At 57.0% G+C, this 17886-nt stretch carries 19 protein-coding genes; 10 read left to right on the forward strand and 9 right to left on the reverse strand.

Annotated features, from left to right (window positions below; all coding sequences use genetic code 11):
• Positions 1–478: 478 nt before the first annotated feature.
• Together CKW18_RS25755 and yecR are read left to right on the forward strand one after the other, a co-directional pair.
• Entirely contained in the window at positions 479–793 is a 315-nt protein-coding gene (locus tag CKW18_RS25755) for a hypothetical protein (protein ID WP_095191361.1), read from the forward strand.
• Positions 794–826: 33 nt separating this feature from the next.
• Positions 827–1135 carry a YecR family lipoprotein gene (gene yecR / locus CKW18_RS25760; protein WP_095191362.1) on the forward strand — a complete coding sequence of 103 codons (309 nt, stop codon included), beginning with the start codon at positions 827–829 and terminating at the stop codon, positions 1133–1135.
• 1 nt (position 1136) lies between these two features.
• On the opposite strand, the gene CKW18_RS25765 is transcribed toward yecR, so the two are convergent.
• Positions 1137–2762, reverse strand: a complete 1626-nt coding sequence (locus tag CKW18_RS25765; protein ID WP_095191363.1) for a hybrid sensor histidine kinase/response regulator — start codon at positions 2760–2762, stop codon at positions 1137–1139.
• Between the two features lie 114 nt (positions 2763–2876).
• On the opposite strand from CKW18_RS25765, the gene CKW18_RS25770 reads away from it, so the two are divergent.
• Entirely contained in the window at positions 2877–3482 is a 606-nt protein-coding gene (locus CKW18_RS25770; RefSeq protein WP_095191364.1) for a response regulator transcription factor, read from the forward strand.
• Between the two features lie 423 nt (positions 3483–3905).
• On the opposite strand, the gene ppk2 is transcribed toward CKW18_RS25770, so the two are convergent.
• Positions 3906–4745 (reverse strand): polyphosphate kinase 2, encoded by an 840-nt coding sequence (gene ppk2, locus CKW18_RS25775; protein WP_095191365.1) that lies wholly within the window; start codon positions 4743–4745, stop codon positions 3906–3908.
• A 106-nt stretch (positions 4746–4851) separates the two neighbouring features.
• Positions 4852–5850 (reverse strand): bile acid:sodium symporter family protein, encoded by a 999-nt coding sequence (locus CKW18_RS25780; RefSeq protein ID WP_095191366.1) that lies wholly within the window; start codon positions 5848–5850, stop codon positions 4852–4854.
• Between the two features lie 84 nt (positions 5851–5934).
• Between CKW18_RS25780 and CKW18_RS25785 the strand changes: the two genes are divergently transcribed.
• The 4 genes from CKW18_RS25785 (at position 5935) to CKW18_RS25800 (ending at position 10603) form a co-directional block, all read left to right on the forward strand.
• The gene (locus tag CKW18_RS25785; RefSeq protein ID WP_095191367.1) at positions 5935–6723 is read left to right on the forward strand and encodes a helix-turn-helix domain-containing protein; all 789 of its coding nucleotides are present in this window, start codon (positions 5935–5937) and stop codon (positions 6721–6723) included.
• A 126-nt stretch (positions 6724–6849) separates the two neighbouring features.
• Positions 6850–8562 (forward strand): amidase, encoded by a 1713-nt coding sequence (locus CKW18_RS25790; RefSeq protein WP_095191378.1) that lies wholly within the window; start codon positions 6850–6852, stop codon positions 8560–8562.
• Between the two features lie 208 nt (positions 8563–8770).
• Positions 8771–9241 (forward strand): hypothetical protein, encoded by a 471-nt coding sequence (locus tag CKW18_RS25795; RefSeq protein WP_095191368.1) that lies wholly within the window; start codon positions 8771–8773, stop codon positions 9239–9241.
• 387 nt (positions 9242–9628) lie between these two features.
• On the forward strand, positions 9629–10603 hold the full coding sequence (locus tag CKW18_RS25800) for a TerC family protein (protein WP_095191369.1): 975 nt from the start codon (positions 9629–9631) through the stop codon (positions 10601–10603).
• Between the two features lie 123 nt (positions 10604–10726).
• Here CKW18_RS25800 and CKW18_RS25805 read toward each other — a convergent pair whose 3' ends face one another.
• Complete coding sequence (locus tag CKW18_RS25805; RefSeq protein ID WP_095191370.1) at positions 10727–11827, reverse strand: polyamine ABC transporter substrate-binding protein; 1101 nt, start codon at positions 11825–11827, stop codon at positions 10727–10729.
• Positions 11828–11842: 15 nt separating this feature from the next.
• On the opposite strand from CKW18_RS25805, the gene CKW18_RS25810 reads away from it, so the two are divergent.
• Positions 11843–12091: a hypothetical protein gene (locus CKW18_RS25810; RefSeq protein WP_095191371.1), complete on the forward strand. Its 249-nt coding sequence runs from the start codon at positions 11843–11845 to the stop codon at positions 12089–12091.
• On the opposite strand, the gene CKW18_RS25815 is transcribed toward CKW18_RS25810, so the two are convergent.
• On the reverse strand, positions 12079–13485 hold the full coding sequence (locus tag CKW18_RS25815; protein WP_095191372.1) for a cytosine permease: 1407 nt from the start codon (positions 13483–13485) through the stop codon (positions 12079–12081). The genes CKW18_RS25810 and CKW18_RS25815 overlap by 13 nt on opposite strands.
• 324 nt (positions 13486–13809) lie before the next feature.
• On the opposite strand from CKW18_RS25815, the gene CKW18_RS25820 reads away from it, so the two are divergent.
• Both CKW18_RS25820 and CKW18_RS25825 read left to right on the forward strand, forming a co-directional pair.
• Positions 13810–14295, forward strand: a complete 486-nt coding sequence (locus CKW18_RS25820) for a flavin reductase family protein (RefSeq protein ID WP_095191373.1) — start codon at positions 13810–13812, stop codon at positions 14293–14295.
• A 153-nt stretch (positions 14296–14448) separates the two neighbouring features.
• A complete protein-coding gene (locus CKW18_RS25825; protein ID WP_095191374.1) occupies positions 14449–15492 on the forward strand; it encodes an LLM class flavin-dependent oxidoreductase in 1044 nt (347 codons plus the stop codon).
• Positions 15493–15764: 272 nt separating this feature from the next.
• Here the strand turns inward: CKW18_RS25825 and CKW18_RS25835 are convergent, their stop codons facing one another.
• The 4 genes from CKW18_RS25835 to CKW18_RS31600 form a co-directional block, all read right to left on the reverse strand.
• Positions 15765–16091 carry a hypothetical protein gene (locus tag CKW18_RS25835; protein ID WP_170947324.1) on the reverse strand — a complete coding sequence of 109 codons (327 nt, stop codon included), beginning with the start codon at positions 16089–16091 and terminating at the stop codon, positions 15765–15767.
• 210 nt (positions 16092–16301) lie between these two features.
• The gene (locus tag CKW18_RS25840; protein WP_095191377.1) at positions 16302–16712 is read right to left on the reverse strand and encodes a hypothetical protein; all 411 of its coding nucleotides are present in this window, start codon (positions 16710–16712) and stop codon (positions 16302–16304) included.
• A gap of 75 nt (positions 16713–16787) precedes the next feature.
• Positions 16788–17114, reverse strand: a complete 327-nt coding sequence (locus CKW18_RS31205) for a hypothetical protein (protein ID WP_256587110.1) — start codon at positions 17112–17114, stop codon at positions 16788–16790.
• Positions 17111–17299, reverse strand: a complete 189-nt coding sequence (locus CKW18_RS31600) for a transposase (RefSeq protein ID WP_371857651.1) — start codon at positions 17297–17299, stop codon at positions 17111–17113. Before CKW18_RS31600 ends, CKW18_RS31205 begins: the two co-directional genes overlap by 4 nt.
• Between the last annotated feature and the right edge of the window lie 587 nt (positions 17300–17886).

A 17886-nucleotide genomic window follows, 5' to 3' on the forward strand; every position in this document is an offset into this window, starting at 1 on the left:
GGGCTTTGTTGGTTCGAGTAGGCGGCCAGCGCTGGTCTCTGGCTTACAAGGTTTATCAGGCTTCTCACAGTACCGGGCGAATTGAAAAGTACGGCCTCGGCTGCTTCACACGGCATAAGGGCTGGATCTCAGCGCGGAGATCTTTCTAACCGTGTACCCTTCGGAACGCGCCCCACGTCCCCTTGCTATCCGTTTGCGCATCAGTCTGCGTCTTCACCTACACCTTTGAGCCTAGCAAACGCTTACGGAGGCGGCGCAGGGTTTTTAGACTGATTTGAGCTTTGCGCAGAACAAGCAGGAAGGGAAGCGCCTAACGCCCGTCCATTCCCGCTGCGCACTAGCACATTTGTGCTAATCGACCGCCCCGCCACCCGGCGCTATATTCCCTCGCAACCCTCGATGTTCCTCAACACTGCCACCTGGCGGTGCTCAGGATCGTTGTGCCTGGAAATCAGAACAACACCAAGGAAGAAACACCATGAAACTGCATATCCCCCTCTGCAAAATGACTGTCGTCAGTGCCCTGCTGCTCGGCATCGCCGGGTGCCAGACCGTCAAACCCACCGAAGCCAGCATGAAAGAACGCGCGCAAACCGTTATCGGCAAACCGGTCTCGAAAATCGACAACATCCGCAACGACAGCACCCTCACCTACTACACCGCCTACACCCCGGCCGGGGAATACAACTGTGAATTGCCCAGCGGCGTCATCATCGCCGTGGCCAGCATGGGCATGATGACGCCGCCCCTGTCGTGCCTGCCCAAAGGCGCTTCGCCAATTCCGTTTCAATAACTCTCCCGCCTCGGTAAAGGACTACGTCCCATCATGAAAACCCTGATCGCAACACTCACCCTCACCGCGCTCTTCCTGACCGGCTGCGCCACGCCGAAACAATGGGAGGCCACAGGCGGCAGCAAAAACGATGGCGTCGTCCAGGTTTCCTATGAACTGGGCCAGTTCGAAAGCGGCCAGACCAGCGCCGAACAAGGCCTGACCGTCGCCTCGCAACGCTGCAAGACCTGGGGTTACAAAAATGCCGAGGTGACCGGCTCAGAGAAAAACATCTGCCGCACCATGGGCCAGTACAACTGCCTGCAAACCACCATCACTCAGGACTATCTCTGCAAGCGTTGAGCTAAACCTCCTCGACCGGCTCGGTTTGCAGGTCGCGCAGGGCACGCAAGGTCGCGCGCAGCTCGGCCGGGCGTACCGGTTTGGACAGGATGGCAATTTGGCGGTCGTGCAAGGCCGCCTGTATTTTTTCGATGTCATGCCCGGTGATGATCATCGCTGGCACCGCAAAGCCGCGTTGGCGGCGCACGTCGTCAATACACTCGATACCCGTAGCATGGCTGCCAAGATCGTAGTCGGCGACGATGATGTCGCAATCGGTGGTCAGATCCCGCCCGCTCAGTTCGGCCTGCACCTCACAGCCCCAACGCTCCAGCAACGCCGAGGTCGCCATCAGCACGTTGCGGTCATCCTCCACCAGACACACCTTCAGACCGGTCAACAGGCCGACTTGTCGTGCGTCATCGCGGTTGATCTGCATCTGCTGCGGCGCCGCCAATGGCAAGCCAGACAAGGTGACAGCCGTACCCCGCCCGAGTCGTGAACGCAGCGCGACTTCGACTCCGATCAACTGCCCCAGACGTTTGACGATCGACAGGCCCAGCCCCACGCCTTCGACATCTTTGTCGCGCACCTGACGAACCCGGTAAAACTCCTCGAAAACCTTGGGCAAATGCTCCTCGGCGATGCCGTTGCCGCGGTCATGGATGACAATGGCCAGTCCTGCCCCGCGCTTGCGCACGCCAATCAGCACCGGCTGGTGCGCGCCGTATTTGAAACAGTTGGACAGCACGTTCTGCACCATGGTCGCGAGCAGCGCCGGGTCGGTTCGAACCCAGTGTTCACAAGGTCGCAGGCGCAATTCCACGCCTGCCCAACGTGCGGCTTCGGCGTTCTGGCGAATCAGATCGGCAAGCCACTCGCCCAGATTCACGGCTTGCAGTTTTGGCAGAATCCGCCCGTTATCGAGGGTGTACAGGTCGAGAATCGAGCGGAACAACTGCGACACATTGAGCAGCGAACGGTCGATGTTGTCGACCAGCCGCCGCTCCTCATCCCCCAACCGCGACTCACGCAGACACGCGGTAAACAGGCCGATGGAGTGAATCGGCTGACGCAAGTCATGGCTGGCCTGGGCGAGAAAGCGTGATTTTTCCAGATTGGCCGCGACCGCTTCTTCGGAAGCCTTGCGCGTGCGCTCCAGCAGCAGGTGCGCGTAGAACGGGATCACCGTGCTGGTGATCATCAGCATCAATACCATGAACGGTTGCGCCTGCCACACCGGCGTCAGGCGATACACCACCAGCAAGGCCAACAACGCCAGTACCGTGGCAATCGCCAGATAGCGCGAACCGTAACGCATACCATTGCCGAGGTTGACCCAGATAATCACCGCGTACAGCGGCAACGCCGCCTCGCCGCCCACCACCAGCCCGAAACAGGTACCGGTGTAGTCGTGGACCATGGCGAAAATCCGCCGCGCCGGGTAATGCCCCGGCCAGCGCACTATCGTCTGACGCAGCACGATTGAGACCAGCAAAAACAGACCAATATAGGTAATCACCGGCAGGTAGGTATCGAAGCGCTGGCCCGGCAAAAAGCCAAGTACGCCGATGTAGACCACCGCAATGCTGGCGATGATGATGCGCAGGTTAGCCTGATCGAGTTCGGTGTTTTTCTCGAACTTCATGATTAACGTCCTTGTGTCGCAATCGTCATATTCGGAATGAGCCTACAGGCAACCAGTGCGCCCAGTGCTAAGGTGCTTGCCAAGAACAACGCCTGACCCAGGGAGGGTCACGCCATGACATACCGAATCATCATAGCCGACGATCACCCGATGTTTCGCGAGGCCATGCTGCGCACTGTCCAGCGTCTGCTGCCCGAAGCGAGTCTTGAAGAAGCTGGCGACCTGGACGCCGTAATGGCGCTGTTGCCCTGCGGTGATGAGCCGGACAGCCCGATTCTGGATCTGCGTTTTCCCGGCCTCACCTGCGTCAGCCAGCTCGCCGAACTACGCCGACGCCTGCCGCGCACCACGCTGATCGTGGTGTCGATGGTGGATGATGAGGCTCTGATCAGCGAAGTCATGGCGGCGGGCATCGACGGTTTCATCGGCAAAAACATTGCCCCGGACGAGATCGGCCAAGCGATCCTGGCAATCCGCGAAGGTGAAGTGCTGGTGAAGTTTACCCCGTCAGGCTTGCTGCGGCTGGAAACCGGTGCCGCCCTCACGCCCCGTCAGCAGGAGGTGTTACGGCTGATCGCTCAGGGCAAGACCAACAAGGAAATTGCCCGGGCGCTGGATATCTCGCCGTTTACGGTGAGGATTCATGTGTCTTCGTTGTTGCGCGCGTTAAACGTACCCTCCCGGGCGGCAGCAGCCGTGCGATATACCGGGGTCGGTTGAGTGGCATCTTGTCGATTGCCCCCCCCATTCACCAAGCCATCTGCCGCGACTTTCTGACAGGAGGTCCCGACCATCGCCTATGCTTGGAGAACGCGTAGCCGCTGCACATCTCTGCGCACTACGCCCCCCTTCTTGATAAAACTCCATGGACCGGAATCCAGGTCGCTTGACGTACAAGTGATGGAGGTTGCCATGTACCCATCGATAAGCCCGCTCTTGCTGCTCGCCATCGCCATCTGTCTGGGCGGATCGTCTTGCCACGACAATGGCAGTAGAGATGAACGCGACCCGCAAAACCAATCGTCAGTGAACGGTGGCAACAATCGAACAGGGGCGGGCATCGTGCCCACCCAGCAGATCCAGCCGCGAATGCATCGACGCTGATACACGGCCATGGCTGGAGCGGATGCTCCAGCCGCCCCTTCAGAATTTTTCCGGCACACGATTGTAGGGGTAATCCGGCTCCCGATAGCCCGCAGGCTTCTGGCGTTTTGGCAGTGTTACCGACTCACGCTCCACGTCCTCGTAAGGGATGTGGCTGAGCAGATCGGTGATGATGTTCAGGCGTGCCCGGCGCTTGTCGTTCGAATCAGCCACTCGCCATGGAGCGTGCTCGGAATCCGTTGCGGCAAACATCGCATCACGCGCGCGTGAATAGTCATACCAACGGTTGTAGGACTTGAGGTCCATGGGCGTCAGTTTCCATATCTTGCGCCCGTCCCGGATACGCGCCTGAAGGCGCCGAGTCTGCTCTTGCTCGCTGACCTCGAGCCAGTACTTGAGCAGGATCACGCCGGAATCAACGATGGCGCGCTCCACCGCCGGGACCGCCTTGAGGAAACCGGCCACCTGCTCTTCAGTGCAAAAACCCATCACACGCTCGACGCCGGCGCGGTTGTACCAACTGCGATCAAAAATCACCACCTCGCCGGCGGCCGGCAAGTGCGGCAGGTAGCGTTGAATATACATCTGGCTTTTTTCGCGTTCAGTCGGCGCCGGCAACGCGACGACACGGAACACCCGCGGGCTGATGCGCTCGGTCAGCGCCTTGATCGTCCCGCCCTTGCCGGCACCGTCGCGCCCTTCGAAAACGATGCACACCTTGATGCCCTTGGCCTTGACCCATTCCTGCAACTTGACCACCTCAATGTGCAAGCGGCGCAGATGTTCGAGGTAGTCCTTGTTTTTCAGCTTTGCTGGCTCAAGGGTCGGTTGTCTGGCGCTTTTTTTCTTGTCCTTGTCCTTGCCCTTTACCTTTGCCATGACCCAAGACCTCATTCAATTATCGGTAGCTCAACAGCGTAGGTGCGAAGCCTGTGTTCGGCCAATGACACTGCTGTACGTGCGCCCCTGCAATGAGGTCAACGGATCAAGGATCGACCTGCGCCATCAGTTCCGGCACCGATTCCGGGCGTTTTGCGTAGCGCTGCGCCAACACCGCACAGACCATCAACTGGATCTGATGGAACAGCATCAGCGGCAGAATCAGTACGCCGATAGTGCTACCGGCGAACAACACCTGCGCCATAGGCACACCGGTGGCCAGGCTCTTTTTCGAGCCGCAGAACAGAATGGTGATGCGATCTTCCTGGCTGAAACCGAACGCCTTGCCCAGCAACGTCGATGCCACCAATACCAGCGTCAGCAAGATGCAGCAGACCACCACCAACCCCAACAGCTCGAAGAGTGGAATCTGATGCCAGATACCTTCGTTGACCGCTTCGCTGAATGCGCCGTAGACCACCAGCAAAATCGAGCCCTGATCGACAAACTTCAGCCAGTTCTTGTTACGCCCTACCCACGCGCCGATCCAGCGCCGGGCGATCTGCCCGGCGATGAATGGCAGCAGCAGTTGCACGCTGATTTTCAGCATCGCGTCGAGGGTCGAACCGCCGTCGCCGTGGACGTTGAGCAGCAGTGTCACCAACAGCGGCGTGAGAAAAATCCCGAACAGGCTGGACGCCGCCGCACTGCAAATCGCAGCGGGAATATTGCCCCGCGCCAGCGAAGTAAAGGCGATGGCCGACTGCACCGTGGCCGGCAACGCGCAGAGGTAAAGCATGCCCATGTACAACGGGTCGCCGATCAACGGCGACAACAGCGGTTTCAGCGCCAGCCCCAATAGCGGGAACAGGACAAACGTCAGGCCGAACACGAGCAGATGCAGGCGCCAGTGGCCGGCGCCGGCGATGATCGATTCACGCGAGAGCTTGGCGCCGTGGAGGAAAAACAGCAGCGCAATGGCGATGTTGGTCAGCCAGCCGAAACCGACCGCGACCTGACCGCTGGCCGGCAGAAAACTGGCCAGCAGCACAACGCCGATCAGGGTCAGGGTGAAGTTGTCGGGCAAGAATCTTGGGCGGGTCATGGTTTGCTCATCCGGGGGTTGCCAGTACGTGATTGCGACTCTAACGTGACGGGCAATTACCGACTAACGCCGAAGAACCGCCAGATGCCGCCAAAAGGACACGACAAAAGCGTCAGACGCAGTATTCCCGGACTGCCCAGCCTGCCACGCCCGCTGTACGGCCGCACAGAATCGCTGCCCAATCGGGCATTGACCCGGCGCCACAGTCATCCGTGGGTGCAATTGTCATACGCGATTCAGGGCGTGCTCGAAGTGCAGACCAGCGCCGGACGCTTCGTCGCCCCACCCGAACGCGCGGTGTGGATTCCGGCAGGCGTGCCGCATCGGGTCTTCAGTTCACCGCACACCGAAATGCGCAGCCTGTACATCGATTGCAGCGTCGCTGGATGGGCGGCCGAGCGCTGTCATGTGCTCGGCGTCAGCGACTTGCTGCGTGAGTTGATCCGCGCCTTTAGTCAGATTCCTGTCGAGTATGACCAAGGCGGCCCGCACGGTCGCCTGGCCCAGGTGATCCTCGATCAGTTGGCCGACGCCCCCCAAATCGACCTGATGTTGCCACTGCCGCAAGACAGCCGCTTACGCCAGATCTATCAGAGTCTTGAGCAGCATCCGGAACAACCCACCACACTCAGTCACTGGAGCGAGAAATTCGGCGTGACCGAAAAAACCCTTAGCCGCCTGTTTCTGCGCGACACAGGTCTGACTTTTCGCGCATGGCGCCAGCGCCTGCGTCTACTCGGAGCACTGACGCCGCTGGAGAGGGGCGAACGCGTCACCGACGTGGCTTTGGCCTGCGGGTATGACTCGACGTCGGCGTTCATTGCTGCATTTCGCCAACAGTTCGGTGAGACGCCCGGGGAATTTTTCCGTTGAGTTTGTCGATATTTATCGAATTAGCACATGCCAATCGGCAAAGTTCAGGGTAGAGTTTCGCCCATCAGGATTTTTGACGATAACAATGATGACCCCTCCTTTAGCGAACCTGTCGGCGGTAACAGCATGATCGAAGTCACTGAAGTTTCCATTGCCCAATTGCGCGCTGCCCTCGAAGCTGGTCAGACCACCTCGGTGGAGCTGGTGCAGGCTTATCTGGCGCGGATCGACGCTTACGACGGCACAAACACCGACACGGCACTCAATGCTGTGGTGGTGCGCAACCCGCAAGCCCTCAAAGAAGCCGAGGCTGCCGACGAGCGCCGAGCCAAAGGCCAGACACTCGGCCCGCTGGATGGCATTCCCTACACCGCCAAGGACAGTTATCTGGTCAAAGGCCTGACCGCTGCGTCGGGCAGCCCGGCGTTTGTCGATCTGGTCGCCCATCGCGATGCTTTCACCATCGAGCGACTGCGCGCCGCCGGGGCGATCTGCCTGGGCAAGACCAACATGCCGCCGATGGCCAATGGCGGCATGCAGCGCGGTGTCTATGGCCGGGCCGAGAGCCCGTACAACGCTGACTACCTGACGGCGCCCTTCGCTTCCGGTTCGTCCAACGGCGCCGGCACCGCCACCGCTGCCAGTTTTTCCGCGTTCGGCCTCGCCGAGGAAACGTGGTCGAGTGGCCGTGGCCCGGCGTCGAACAATGGCTTATGCGCCTACACACCGTCGCGCGGGGTGATTTCGGTGCGCGGCAACTGGCCGCTGACGCCGACCATGGACGTGGTCGTGCCCTACGCCCGGACCATGGCGGACTTGCTCGAAGTGCTGGACGTGGTGGCTGCCGAAGATGCCGACAAGCGCGGCGATCTGTGGCGCCTGCAACCCTGGGTGGCGATTCCGAGCGTTGCCTCGCTGCGCCCGGCTTCCTACGCGGAACTTGCGGTGACCGCCGATGCACTGGCGGGTAAACGCCTGGGCGTGCCAAAGATGTACATCAATGCCGACCCCGAGGCTGGCACCAGCGAAGCGCCGGGTATCGGTGGCCCGACCGGGCAACGCATCAACACCCGTGCGTCGGTGATCGAGCTGTGGAAACAGGCACGCGCCGCGCTGGAAGCCGCCGGTGCCGAAGTCATCGAAGTGGATTTCCCGCTGGTCTCCAACTGCGAAGGCGACCGTCCCGGCGCGCCAACCGTGTTCAATCGCGGCATCGTCTCCGAGGCGTTTCTGCATCACGAATTGTGGGACCTGTCGGCCTGGGCGTTCGATGATTTCCTGCGCGCCAACGGCGATCCGAAACTGAACCGTCTGGCCGACGTCGACGGACCGAAGATCTTCCCGCACGACCCTGGAACGTTGCCCAACCGCGAAGGTGATCTGGCCGCCGGCATGGACGAATACGTACGCATGGCCGAACGCGGTATCACCCCATGGGATCAGATTCCGACCCTGCCCGACGGCCTGCGCGGCCTGGAAAAGACCCGCAAAATCGATCTGGAAGACTGGATGGACTCGCTCAAGCTCGATGCGGTGCTGTTCCCGACCAACGCCGACGTTGGCCCGGCGGATGCCGATATCAATCCGCAATCGGCGGACATTGCCTGGAGTAACGGCGTCTGGGTGGCCAACGGCAATCTGGCAATCCGTCACCTCGGCGTGCCGACCGTCACCGTGCCGATGGGCATCATGGCCGACATCGGCATGCCGGTCGGGCTGACCTTCGCCGGTCGCGCCTACGACGACTCGGCGCTGCTACGCCTGGCCTCGGCGTTCGAGTCGACCGGTTCCAGACGCTTGGTGCCACCGCGCACGCCGCCGTTGTCGGCAGGCAAATAATCAGCACGCGGGGATTGGAGCCTGGCAGGCTTCAATCCGCCTGCGGCTGCAACAACCTGAAGTCGAAAGCATAAATCAGACTAAGTAGCAACTGTCATATCTGACAGTCGCAACGACGCCCAAGTAAAGAGTAATGTTTTATTGGGGCTTGGCTATTCAGCCATTCACCCACAAGCAATAAACCACTCATTACTCAGGAAATCTAGCCATGAATAACAATATCAATCTCGCCAAGTTTGGACTTGATGAAAAGCGTCAGCTCCTGCGAACTTCGGACGAAAAAAACACACAAGAATCATATTTAAAAGCGGCTTTCACACCTTCAACACCTCCCTTCGATAAATACCATCCCACCCGGTTTAAATACGAGTCGTTCACAGAAGACACCGTCACTTTTTATGCATTCGATGTCTCTGAACATGTAATCAAGGGGATCAGCTTTAACATGCCCCGCGACCTAACGAGTGGCACATATGCAATCAAGAACGACGATACATCGGTAGGGGTAATGTTAGATGCAGGAGGCCTCTGGCAACGTGCCCACGAAGGCAGCATCACTTTCACTCGAGATGCACAAAAAGGCTCAATTGAAGGCACCTTTCACTTTAAAGTCATTTATAAGGGCTCGGAATACGAAGTGGCAGGTGAATTCTATCTGGTAAAAACCGGAGACATTTGAAAAACAGGCCCGTCACATTAAAGCAATCGACTATTGCGAATGCCAAACGGAAAGCTTGTCTTTTGCAGTGTTTGGCATTCGATATATCTCACCTATCGTTTTTGCTGCATTTATTTCGCTGAACTATCGTTCATGAGCGTCAGCTTGCTTTTCTATCGTGGACATTATGTACGCGCTCAGCGCCCCGCCCATGCCTCCAGCACATCCTCCGCAAGCGTTGCGCCGAGGGGGCGCAAACCAGTGAACAAGGATCGACGCGCGACGTTGCGCCGACAATTCGTTTTTAACGAACTCTACCCGAGAAATAAACGATTTTTCTTTGCGGCAAACGCATCGCTAGCATGGCCTCGTCTGACCTGAATACAACAACGAGACAGGGGGCGTGACATGCCAGCCAACAACATCAATATCGGCGAACCGTGGATGTGGGGCGCCTTTATCATCTTCGTCCTTGCCATGCTTGCCCTGGACCTGTTTGTCTTCGGTGGACGCAAGGCGCACCGGGTCTCGGTCCGCGAAGCCTTGTCCTGGGTCATCGCCTGGTGCTTGTTGGCATTGAGTTTTGCGGCGTTGCTCTGGTGGTACCTGCACGGTGCGTTCGGCGCTGAAATCGCCAGACAAAAGAGTCTGGAATTTCTGACCGGTTATCTGATCGAGCAGTCGCTGTCGATCGACAACATGTTCGTTTTCGTGATGATCTTCAGCTACTTCGCCGTACCGCCGGAGCTGCAACGCCGGGTGCTGTTGTACGGCGTGCTCGGAGCCATTGTGATGCGCGCCGTGATGATCTTCGCCGGGGTTTGGCTGGTGTCGCAGTTCGAATGGCTGCTGTACGCCTTCGGCGTGTTCCTGATCTTCACCGGGATCAAGATGTTGATGTTCGCCGAACAACAACCGGACCTCGACAAAAACCCGCTGCTGCGTTGGGTGCGCGGGCATTTGCGGATCACCAAAGGCTTTCATGGCGAACGCTTTTTCGTGTTGCAGAACGGCGTGCGCTGGGCCACGCCGATGTTTCTGGTGCTGGTGTTGATCGAGGCCAGCGACTTGATGTTTGCGGTGGACAGCATCCCGGCGATTTTCGCCGTCACCACTGACCCGTTTATCGTCTTCACCTCGAACATCTTCGCGATCATGGGCCTGCGGGCGCTGTACTTTCTGCTCGCGGACATGGCCGACCGCTTTCATCTGCTCAAGTACGGATTGGCGATTGTGCTGGTATTCATTGGCGGCAAGATGGTGTTGATGCCGTGGGTGCACATGCCGGTGGAGTGGTCGCTGGCGGTGGTTGGGAGCGTGATCTTCGGCTCAGTCTTGCTCAGCTTGGTCATGACCAAAGATGCCGAACACCGAACTGAATGAAACCCCACAAAACCCTGTGGGAGCGAGCCTGCTCGCGAAGGCGTCGGGCCAGTCAACATCAAAGATGAATGACCCACCGCTTTCGCGAACAGGCTCGCTCCCACATTTGAATGGCGGTGATTATTACTTGTCTGACTTGATGCTGGTCCAGACGCGAGTGCGCACGCGCTCAAGTTTTTGCGGCAGTGGCTGCACCACGTAGAGGTTTTTCAGCGCTTCGGGGGTCGGCGTCAGGTTCGGGTTGCCGGTGATTTCCTTGTTGATCAGCGCCATCGAATCCTTGTTCGCGTTCGGGTAACCGAGGAAATCACTGATCGGCGCGATCACCTTCGGATCAAGCAAGGTATTGAGGAACTCGTGAGCCTCGGCAACGTTCTTCGCGCTCTTCGGAATGGCGAAGGTGTCGAACCAGATCGGCGCGCCTTCCTTCGGCAAGCGCCAGTCGACCACTACGCCGTTGCCCGCCTCTTTGGCGCGGTTGCCGAACTGGTAGAAACTGCCGGAATAACCGATGGCTACGCAAATATCGCCATTGGCAATGTCGGTCATGTATTTGGCCGAGTTGAAGTAAGTCACGTAGGGGCGAACCTTAAGCATCAACTCTTTGGCTTTTTCATAGTCGGCGGGGTTCTGGCTGTTCGGGTCGAGCCCCAGATAATGCAGGGCCAGCGGCAGGATCTCGGACGGCGAATCAAGCATCGCTACGCCGCAGGATTTGAGTTTTTCCATGTTCTCGGGTTTGAACACCAGATCCCAACTGTCCACCGGCGCATTGTCGCCCAGCGCGGCCTTGACCTTGGCCGGGTTGAAACCGATCAGCACGGTACCGACCATGTACGGCACACCGTATTGGTTGCCGGGGTCGTTCTTGTCGAGCAGCTTCAACAATTGCGGATCCTGATGACTCCAGTTCGGCAGCTTGGACTTGTCGAGTTTCTGGAACACGCCGGCCTTGATCTGTGTATCGAGGAACTGGTTCGACGGCACCACCAGGTCGTAACCGGAGTTACCGGTCAACAGCTTGGCCTCCAGGGATTCGTTGGTGTCGAAGGTGTCCCAGGTCACTTTGATACCGCTTTTCGCAGCGAAATCCTTGGGTACGGACGGCAGAATGTAATCCGCCCAGTTGTACACCCGCAGCTCACGCTGCTCGGCCTGGACGGCGCTGGCCAGTAGCGTCAGCCCACACACGGTGGCACCCAGAATACGTTTCATCGTGACCATGGTTGTTTCCCCAGAATGCGACGTGAGTTCGATGGTTTTTATGTTCTGTACACGGCAGCGGCGTTAAAGGTCGCCGAGGGTAAAAAGGTTAAGCGTTTAGTTATGGCTTCGATTCTTGCTGACAGCATAGCGCGAGCACAGTGGGCGATTGGCCAAAAGGGGATAGATGTGGCCAATTTGAATGTCCGCCGAGATGCGGAAACAACAATGCCCGGCGATTGGCCGGGCATTGCTTGTACTGCAGACGTCAATCAGTCGGTATAACCCAACCTGACCGCCCTGCTCTGCTGAGTCTGGCCACGCGTCGCCAGGCAGTAATACAGCGGAACCGTCACCACCAGGCCAACCAGCCACGACAGGTCTGCACCCTCCACCAGATTGGCGTACGGCCCGATGTACAGTGAAGTGTTGGCGAACGGCAACTGCACGATGATGCCAATGAAATACGCCACGATCGCGTGCAGGTTGAAGCGCCCGTAAATCCCACCGTCAGCACGGAAGATCGAACTGATGTCGTAGCAGCCTCGCTTGATCAGGTAGAAGTCGATCAGGTTGATCGACGCCCACGGCACCAGCACCAGCAACAGCGCCAGAATCAAACCGATGAACTCGGAAATGAAATCCGCCGACGCGCCCAGCGCAACCACACAGCAACCCGCCAGGATCACGCTCGACAGCACCACCCGCACCTTGATGCTCGGTGTCCATTGGCTGGCAAAGGTCTGGATCGAGGTGATGATCGACAGCACTGCGCCATACAGATTAAGGGCGTTGTGGCTGATGATGTTGAGCAGGAACAACACCATCAGAATCGGTCCCAGCCAGCCGGTGGACTGCTTGACCGCTGCCATCGCTTCGGTACCTTCCGGCGTCGCCAGCACCGCCACCGCGCCGAAGCTGAACGACAGAATCGTGCCCAGCGTTGCCCCCAGATAAGTCGCCCAAAACGGTTTGGCAATGCCGATGTCCGCCGGCAGGTAACGCGAATAGTCGGACACGTACGGCGAAAAGCTGATCTGCCAGATAATCCCCAGCGACACCGTCGCCAGCCAGCCGGACAGGTTGAAGCTGCCTCGAGTCAGGAAGTCCGCCGGCAAGTCATGGGCGAAGATATAGATGAAGCCGGCCAGCAAGGCGCTGCCCATCACCCAGGTGCCGATGCGGTTCAATGTATGAATGAAGTTGTAGCCGATCACGCCAATGGCCGTGGCGGCCAGCGCACCGATCAGAATGCTCAGCGGTGCCGGCACCGACGGCGCAATGCCGACGATCGATTTACCCGCCAGCACAATGTTGGAAATGAAGAACCCGATGTAGATGATCGCTGCAAAGAACACGATCAACAGCGCACCGTAGCGCCCGAACTGGCCACGACTCTGGACCATTTGCGGAATGCCCATGCGCGGGCCTTGCGCCGATGCCAGGGCAATCACCACGCCACCGATCATGTGCCCCAGCGCAATTGCCAGCAGCCCCCAGAGCAAATCGAGATGGAACACCTGAACCACCATCGCGCCGGTGACGATGGGCAGTGGCGCAATGTTGGTGCTGAACCAAAGCGTGAAAAGGTCGCGGGCCTTCCCGTGGCGTTCCGCGAGTGGGACGTAGTCGACCGTGTGATTCTCGATCAACGGATCTTGCCGGCACATCTGGGACATATGCATGAACTCGAGTTTGTCTGTTCTTATCGTTGTATGAAGCCAAACCGGGAGGACTCTTTGGTCGCCCCTCAGATGCGAACCATATTATGGTATTCCAAACATTTCACAAGACTGATCCGTAATTTACGGCGCTATCTGATCCGTCATCCTCGCTGAAACACTGGCCTACCCAGTAGCCAAAAAGCCCGTAAACGTTGAGTTTCCGACGAACGCGGCACGTTTATCGGTTCAGCTCAAAAGCCCTTGCAAAGATTAAATTGTGGTATACCATCAGACCAACAAACACATAAAAACAGCGTCACATCACCCGAGGACTGTCCAATGATCGATGCCGCCATCTACAAACAAGTCATGGGCTCGTTTCCGTCCGGCGTAACCGTTATCACCACCCTGGACGATGACGGTCAGATTGTCGGCCTGACCGCCAGCGCCTTCAGTTCACTGTCGATGGACCCGGCGCTGGTGCTGTTCTGCCCCAATTACAGTTCTGATTCCTATCCCGTACTGATCAAAAATAAACGCTTTGCGATTCACGTTCTGTCCGGCGGCCAGCAAAGCGAAGCCTACGCCTTCGCCCGTAAGGGCAAGGATAAGGCGCAAGGCATCGAATGGACGTTGAGCGAACTGGGCAACCCGATCCTGGCCAACGCGACGGCTATCATCGAGTGTGAGTTGTGGCGCGAATACGAAGGCGGCGACCACGCCATCATGGTCGCCGCCGTGAAGAATCTGATCGTCCCCGAGCAGCACACCGGGCCGCTGGTGTACTGCCACGGCAAGATGGGCGCCCTGCCCGTGCTGGCCTGAGCAAAACTCCAGCCCCATACAGACCCACTGTGGGAGGGGGCTTGCTCCCGAAAGCGATGTGTCAGCCACCAGAGATTTCGATTGATCCACCGCATTCGCGAGCAAGCCCGCTCCCACACGTAGCCTCAACAACAAAAGATCCGAGGAAGCGTCATGAAATTTTCCCTGTTCATCCACATGGAACGCTGGGACGAAAGCGTCAGCCACCGCCAACTGTTCGAAGACCTGACCGAACTGACCCTGATGGCCGAGGCCGGCGGTTTCAGCACCGTGTGGATCGGCGAACACCACGCCATGGAATACACCATCTCGCCAAGCCCGATGCCGCTGTTGGCCTACCTCGCGGCCAAAACCACCACCATCCACCTCGGCGCCGGCACCATCATCGCGCCGTTCTGGCACCCGTTGCGGGTCGCCGGTGAATGCGCCCTGCTTGACGTGATCAGCAACGGCCGCATGGAAGTCGGTCTGGCCCGCGGCGCCTATCAAGTCGAATTCGATCGCATGGCCGGTGGCATGCCCGCATCAAGCGGTGGCCAGGCCTTGCGGGAAATGGTCCCGGTGGTCCGCGCCCTGCGGCAAGGCGACTACGCCCACGACGGCGACATCTGGAAATTCCCCACCTCCACCAGCGTGCCGAAACCGATCCAGAAGCCGAACCCGCCGATGTGGATCGCCGCCCGCGACCCGGACTCGCACAACTTCGCCGTGGCCAACGGCTGCAACGTCATGGTCACGCCATTGATGAAAGGCGACGAAGAAGTCCTCGACCTGAAGAACAAATTCCAGACTGCGCTGGACAACAACCCGGACGTACCGCGCCCGCAATTGATGGTGCTGCGCCACACCCACGTACACACCGCCGACGATCCTGATGGCTGGAAAGTCGGCGCGAAAGCGATCTCGCGGTTCTACCGCACCTTCGACGCGTGGTTCGGCAACAAGCAAACCCCGGTCAACGGCTTCCTCGCGCCGAGCCCGGAAGAGAAGTTCGCCGGGCGTCCGGAGTTTGAGCTGGAAAGCCTGCACAAAACCGCGATGATTGGTACGCCGGAAGAGATCATTCCGCGGATCAAGTACTACCAGGAGCTGGGGGTGGATGAGTTCAGTTTCTGGTGTGATAACAGCCTGCCGCATGAGGAGAAGAAGAAATCGCTGGAGCTGTTTATCAAGCACGTGGTGCCGGCGTTTCGCTAAATGTCTTACTGATTGAACACGGCACATAAAAACGCCCCGACAGTGTTCGGGGCGTTTTAGTTTTGAGTCGGCTCTTCGTCCCAGAAGTTGCCGGGAGGTGCGTATTGTCCATTTCGTAAAACAGCACACCACCCAAAACTTCGGTAGAACATTTCAAGATCAACGATCTCGTAAAGGTCTTGGCCAATTTTTCTCAATGTGATCAAGCTATTGGCATAGTGAGTATACGGACCACCCGCCCCGGCGATCAGTCTACCTGACTTCAGAAACCGTTAAATAATGTCCAACAGCTGTAAGTCCGACTTGACCTGACGGGCATCTTGATCAGACAACTGCGACATAAGAAACTCCAATCCGTGCGCATCAATAATCTTCTTTATATCCGCAGAAGCAATATCGAAAGCAACCTCGGGCTCCCTTCCTGCCGAGAGCACAAGCCCTGCAGTTTGGAGCATAAGATTTTCTACTGGATTAACAAAACTTTCCTCCATCTCATTTAACGCATAGCCCACTTCAAGTTCGCCTTCAACCCAAGAAAATCCGGACTTTTTGTTCCGCCTGATCTTATTCCGACAGTAAACAGGATAGTAGTAAAACATCCGCTGCATGATCTCTTTATAACTTATAATATCCGGCACAACCAGCCCTCTACCCCGCACAGCTGTTAACAATAAAGTCCACTGCTACTGCTACTGCTACTGCTACTGCCCTGAACCCGCCCAGCAAACTCAATAAAATCCACGAACACTCATAAACCATCAAGCCTATTATTTGAGTATCGTAACTTCAACGGCGCGCCATCTCTATTACTACACGTCTCTTACACCGCCCACAAGGCGCTTGTATTTTTCATAAACCGAACCACGGGAAAGCACAGCGTCATCCACGTCATATAAAATACAGGACCAAGCTTTCGCAAAACTCAAAAAAACCTCCAGGTACATTAATTTCGCATGTTCAGTATGATCCAGGTTAATCTCAATCATTATCTGCGGAGTACCCCCCAAGGCATCCTGCCACGCTTGCTGATCTTCGGCATCATAAAACTCGTCTAGTACATCTTTTGAGTGCCAGGCCAACCATATGCTCGAATCACCTTCGCCAACGCTGCCCCGAAAAGGCTTACCGGAACTCACGAACCCACCCTGGGCCAGGATGACTTCTTTAAAATCTTCTACGCTCAACTTTTCTGATGAAAGTATCATTGCCGATAACGACATAATTATAGCCCCCCTCTGCTGGCACCATACAAAAATAGCTGTTCCAGGGAAAACGGAGGACAGACCACGTTTTCACTAAATGGTCGATTTTTTTGGCCGTCCCGGGCTCCCTCGCTGCACCCGACGACCGATCATTGCCTCGACATGAACAGCAAACTTTGAACCACCAAAAACATTATTTCCATTGGTCGCGTCACGAATCTGGTCAACCAATTCTGATTTTAAGTCATTCTTTAACAGTTCGCGGTAAGCATCTGCCGGCTGCCCGCCCTGCCCTCCAAGCGCCAAATACTGAGCATGAGGGGTAACAATGTGTAATCGCTCTGATTGTGCGTTAACATGGTAACTTGACCACCGATATTCCGCCGGATGATTTACCATTTTCGCTCTGACGGGATTCATTTCGACATATCGATAACAGCACAACAAATATCGTTCACTCTTGCGCTGTTGCCATTATGAGGACTGACTAACATATGAATGTGATTATTCATTAAACACCACGCATGAATATCACAATAATTTTTAGAAGCCTGCTCGACCAAAAGCTCCAAATAAAAAGGTAATCTTCCTCGGTAAAAAAACACACAGACCTATTGTTTCCTCTCTGAATCAAGTGCAGTGGCACGCTTGGTATCAAAACTCGGGATCTACGCGGCATCGATGAATCCTTTCAACTGGTTGAACTGAAAGCTTAGCGCGCCGCAAGGCTCAAATGACGGAAAATTTTTACGTGTTATTTCAGTCAACTACATTAAACGTGGTCTTTCCCCATTTATCTCTAGAGAACGACGAGTGCTTTGATTGTGGCGGCTTGGCCTGGAATACTGGCTAGGTGCATAGAGTTCGGAGGCAGCCAAGACTGGGAGAGCTTGCAGTGGATTTGTGGGGATCCCTCAGGGACAGACCATGTTTTCGAAATACCTTCTAAACGTGGTCTGTCCCTGAGAGATCCCCGATTTTTCTTACGAAAAATCAAGAAGTTGGAATTATTGAAGAAGCCTGCATGAGTCGGCAACTTGGTTTGCACCACACAAAAACAAGATCCCCGCCCCATGCAAGCCATCCGATTTTTACACAGAGCGCTCGCTCAAGCACTGCCTTCAATCCATTCTCGTCGCCTGACAACACTGATGAGTTGTGTCAGTTCATTACTGCAAGGCCGCCGCCTGAC

It is taken from the genome of Pseudomonas sp. Irchel 3E19, from assembly GCF_900187585.1.
Lineage (GTDB): Bacteria > Pseudomonadota > Gammaproteobacteria > Pseudomonadales > Pseudomonadaceae > Aquipseudomonas > Aquipseudomonas baetica.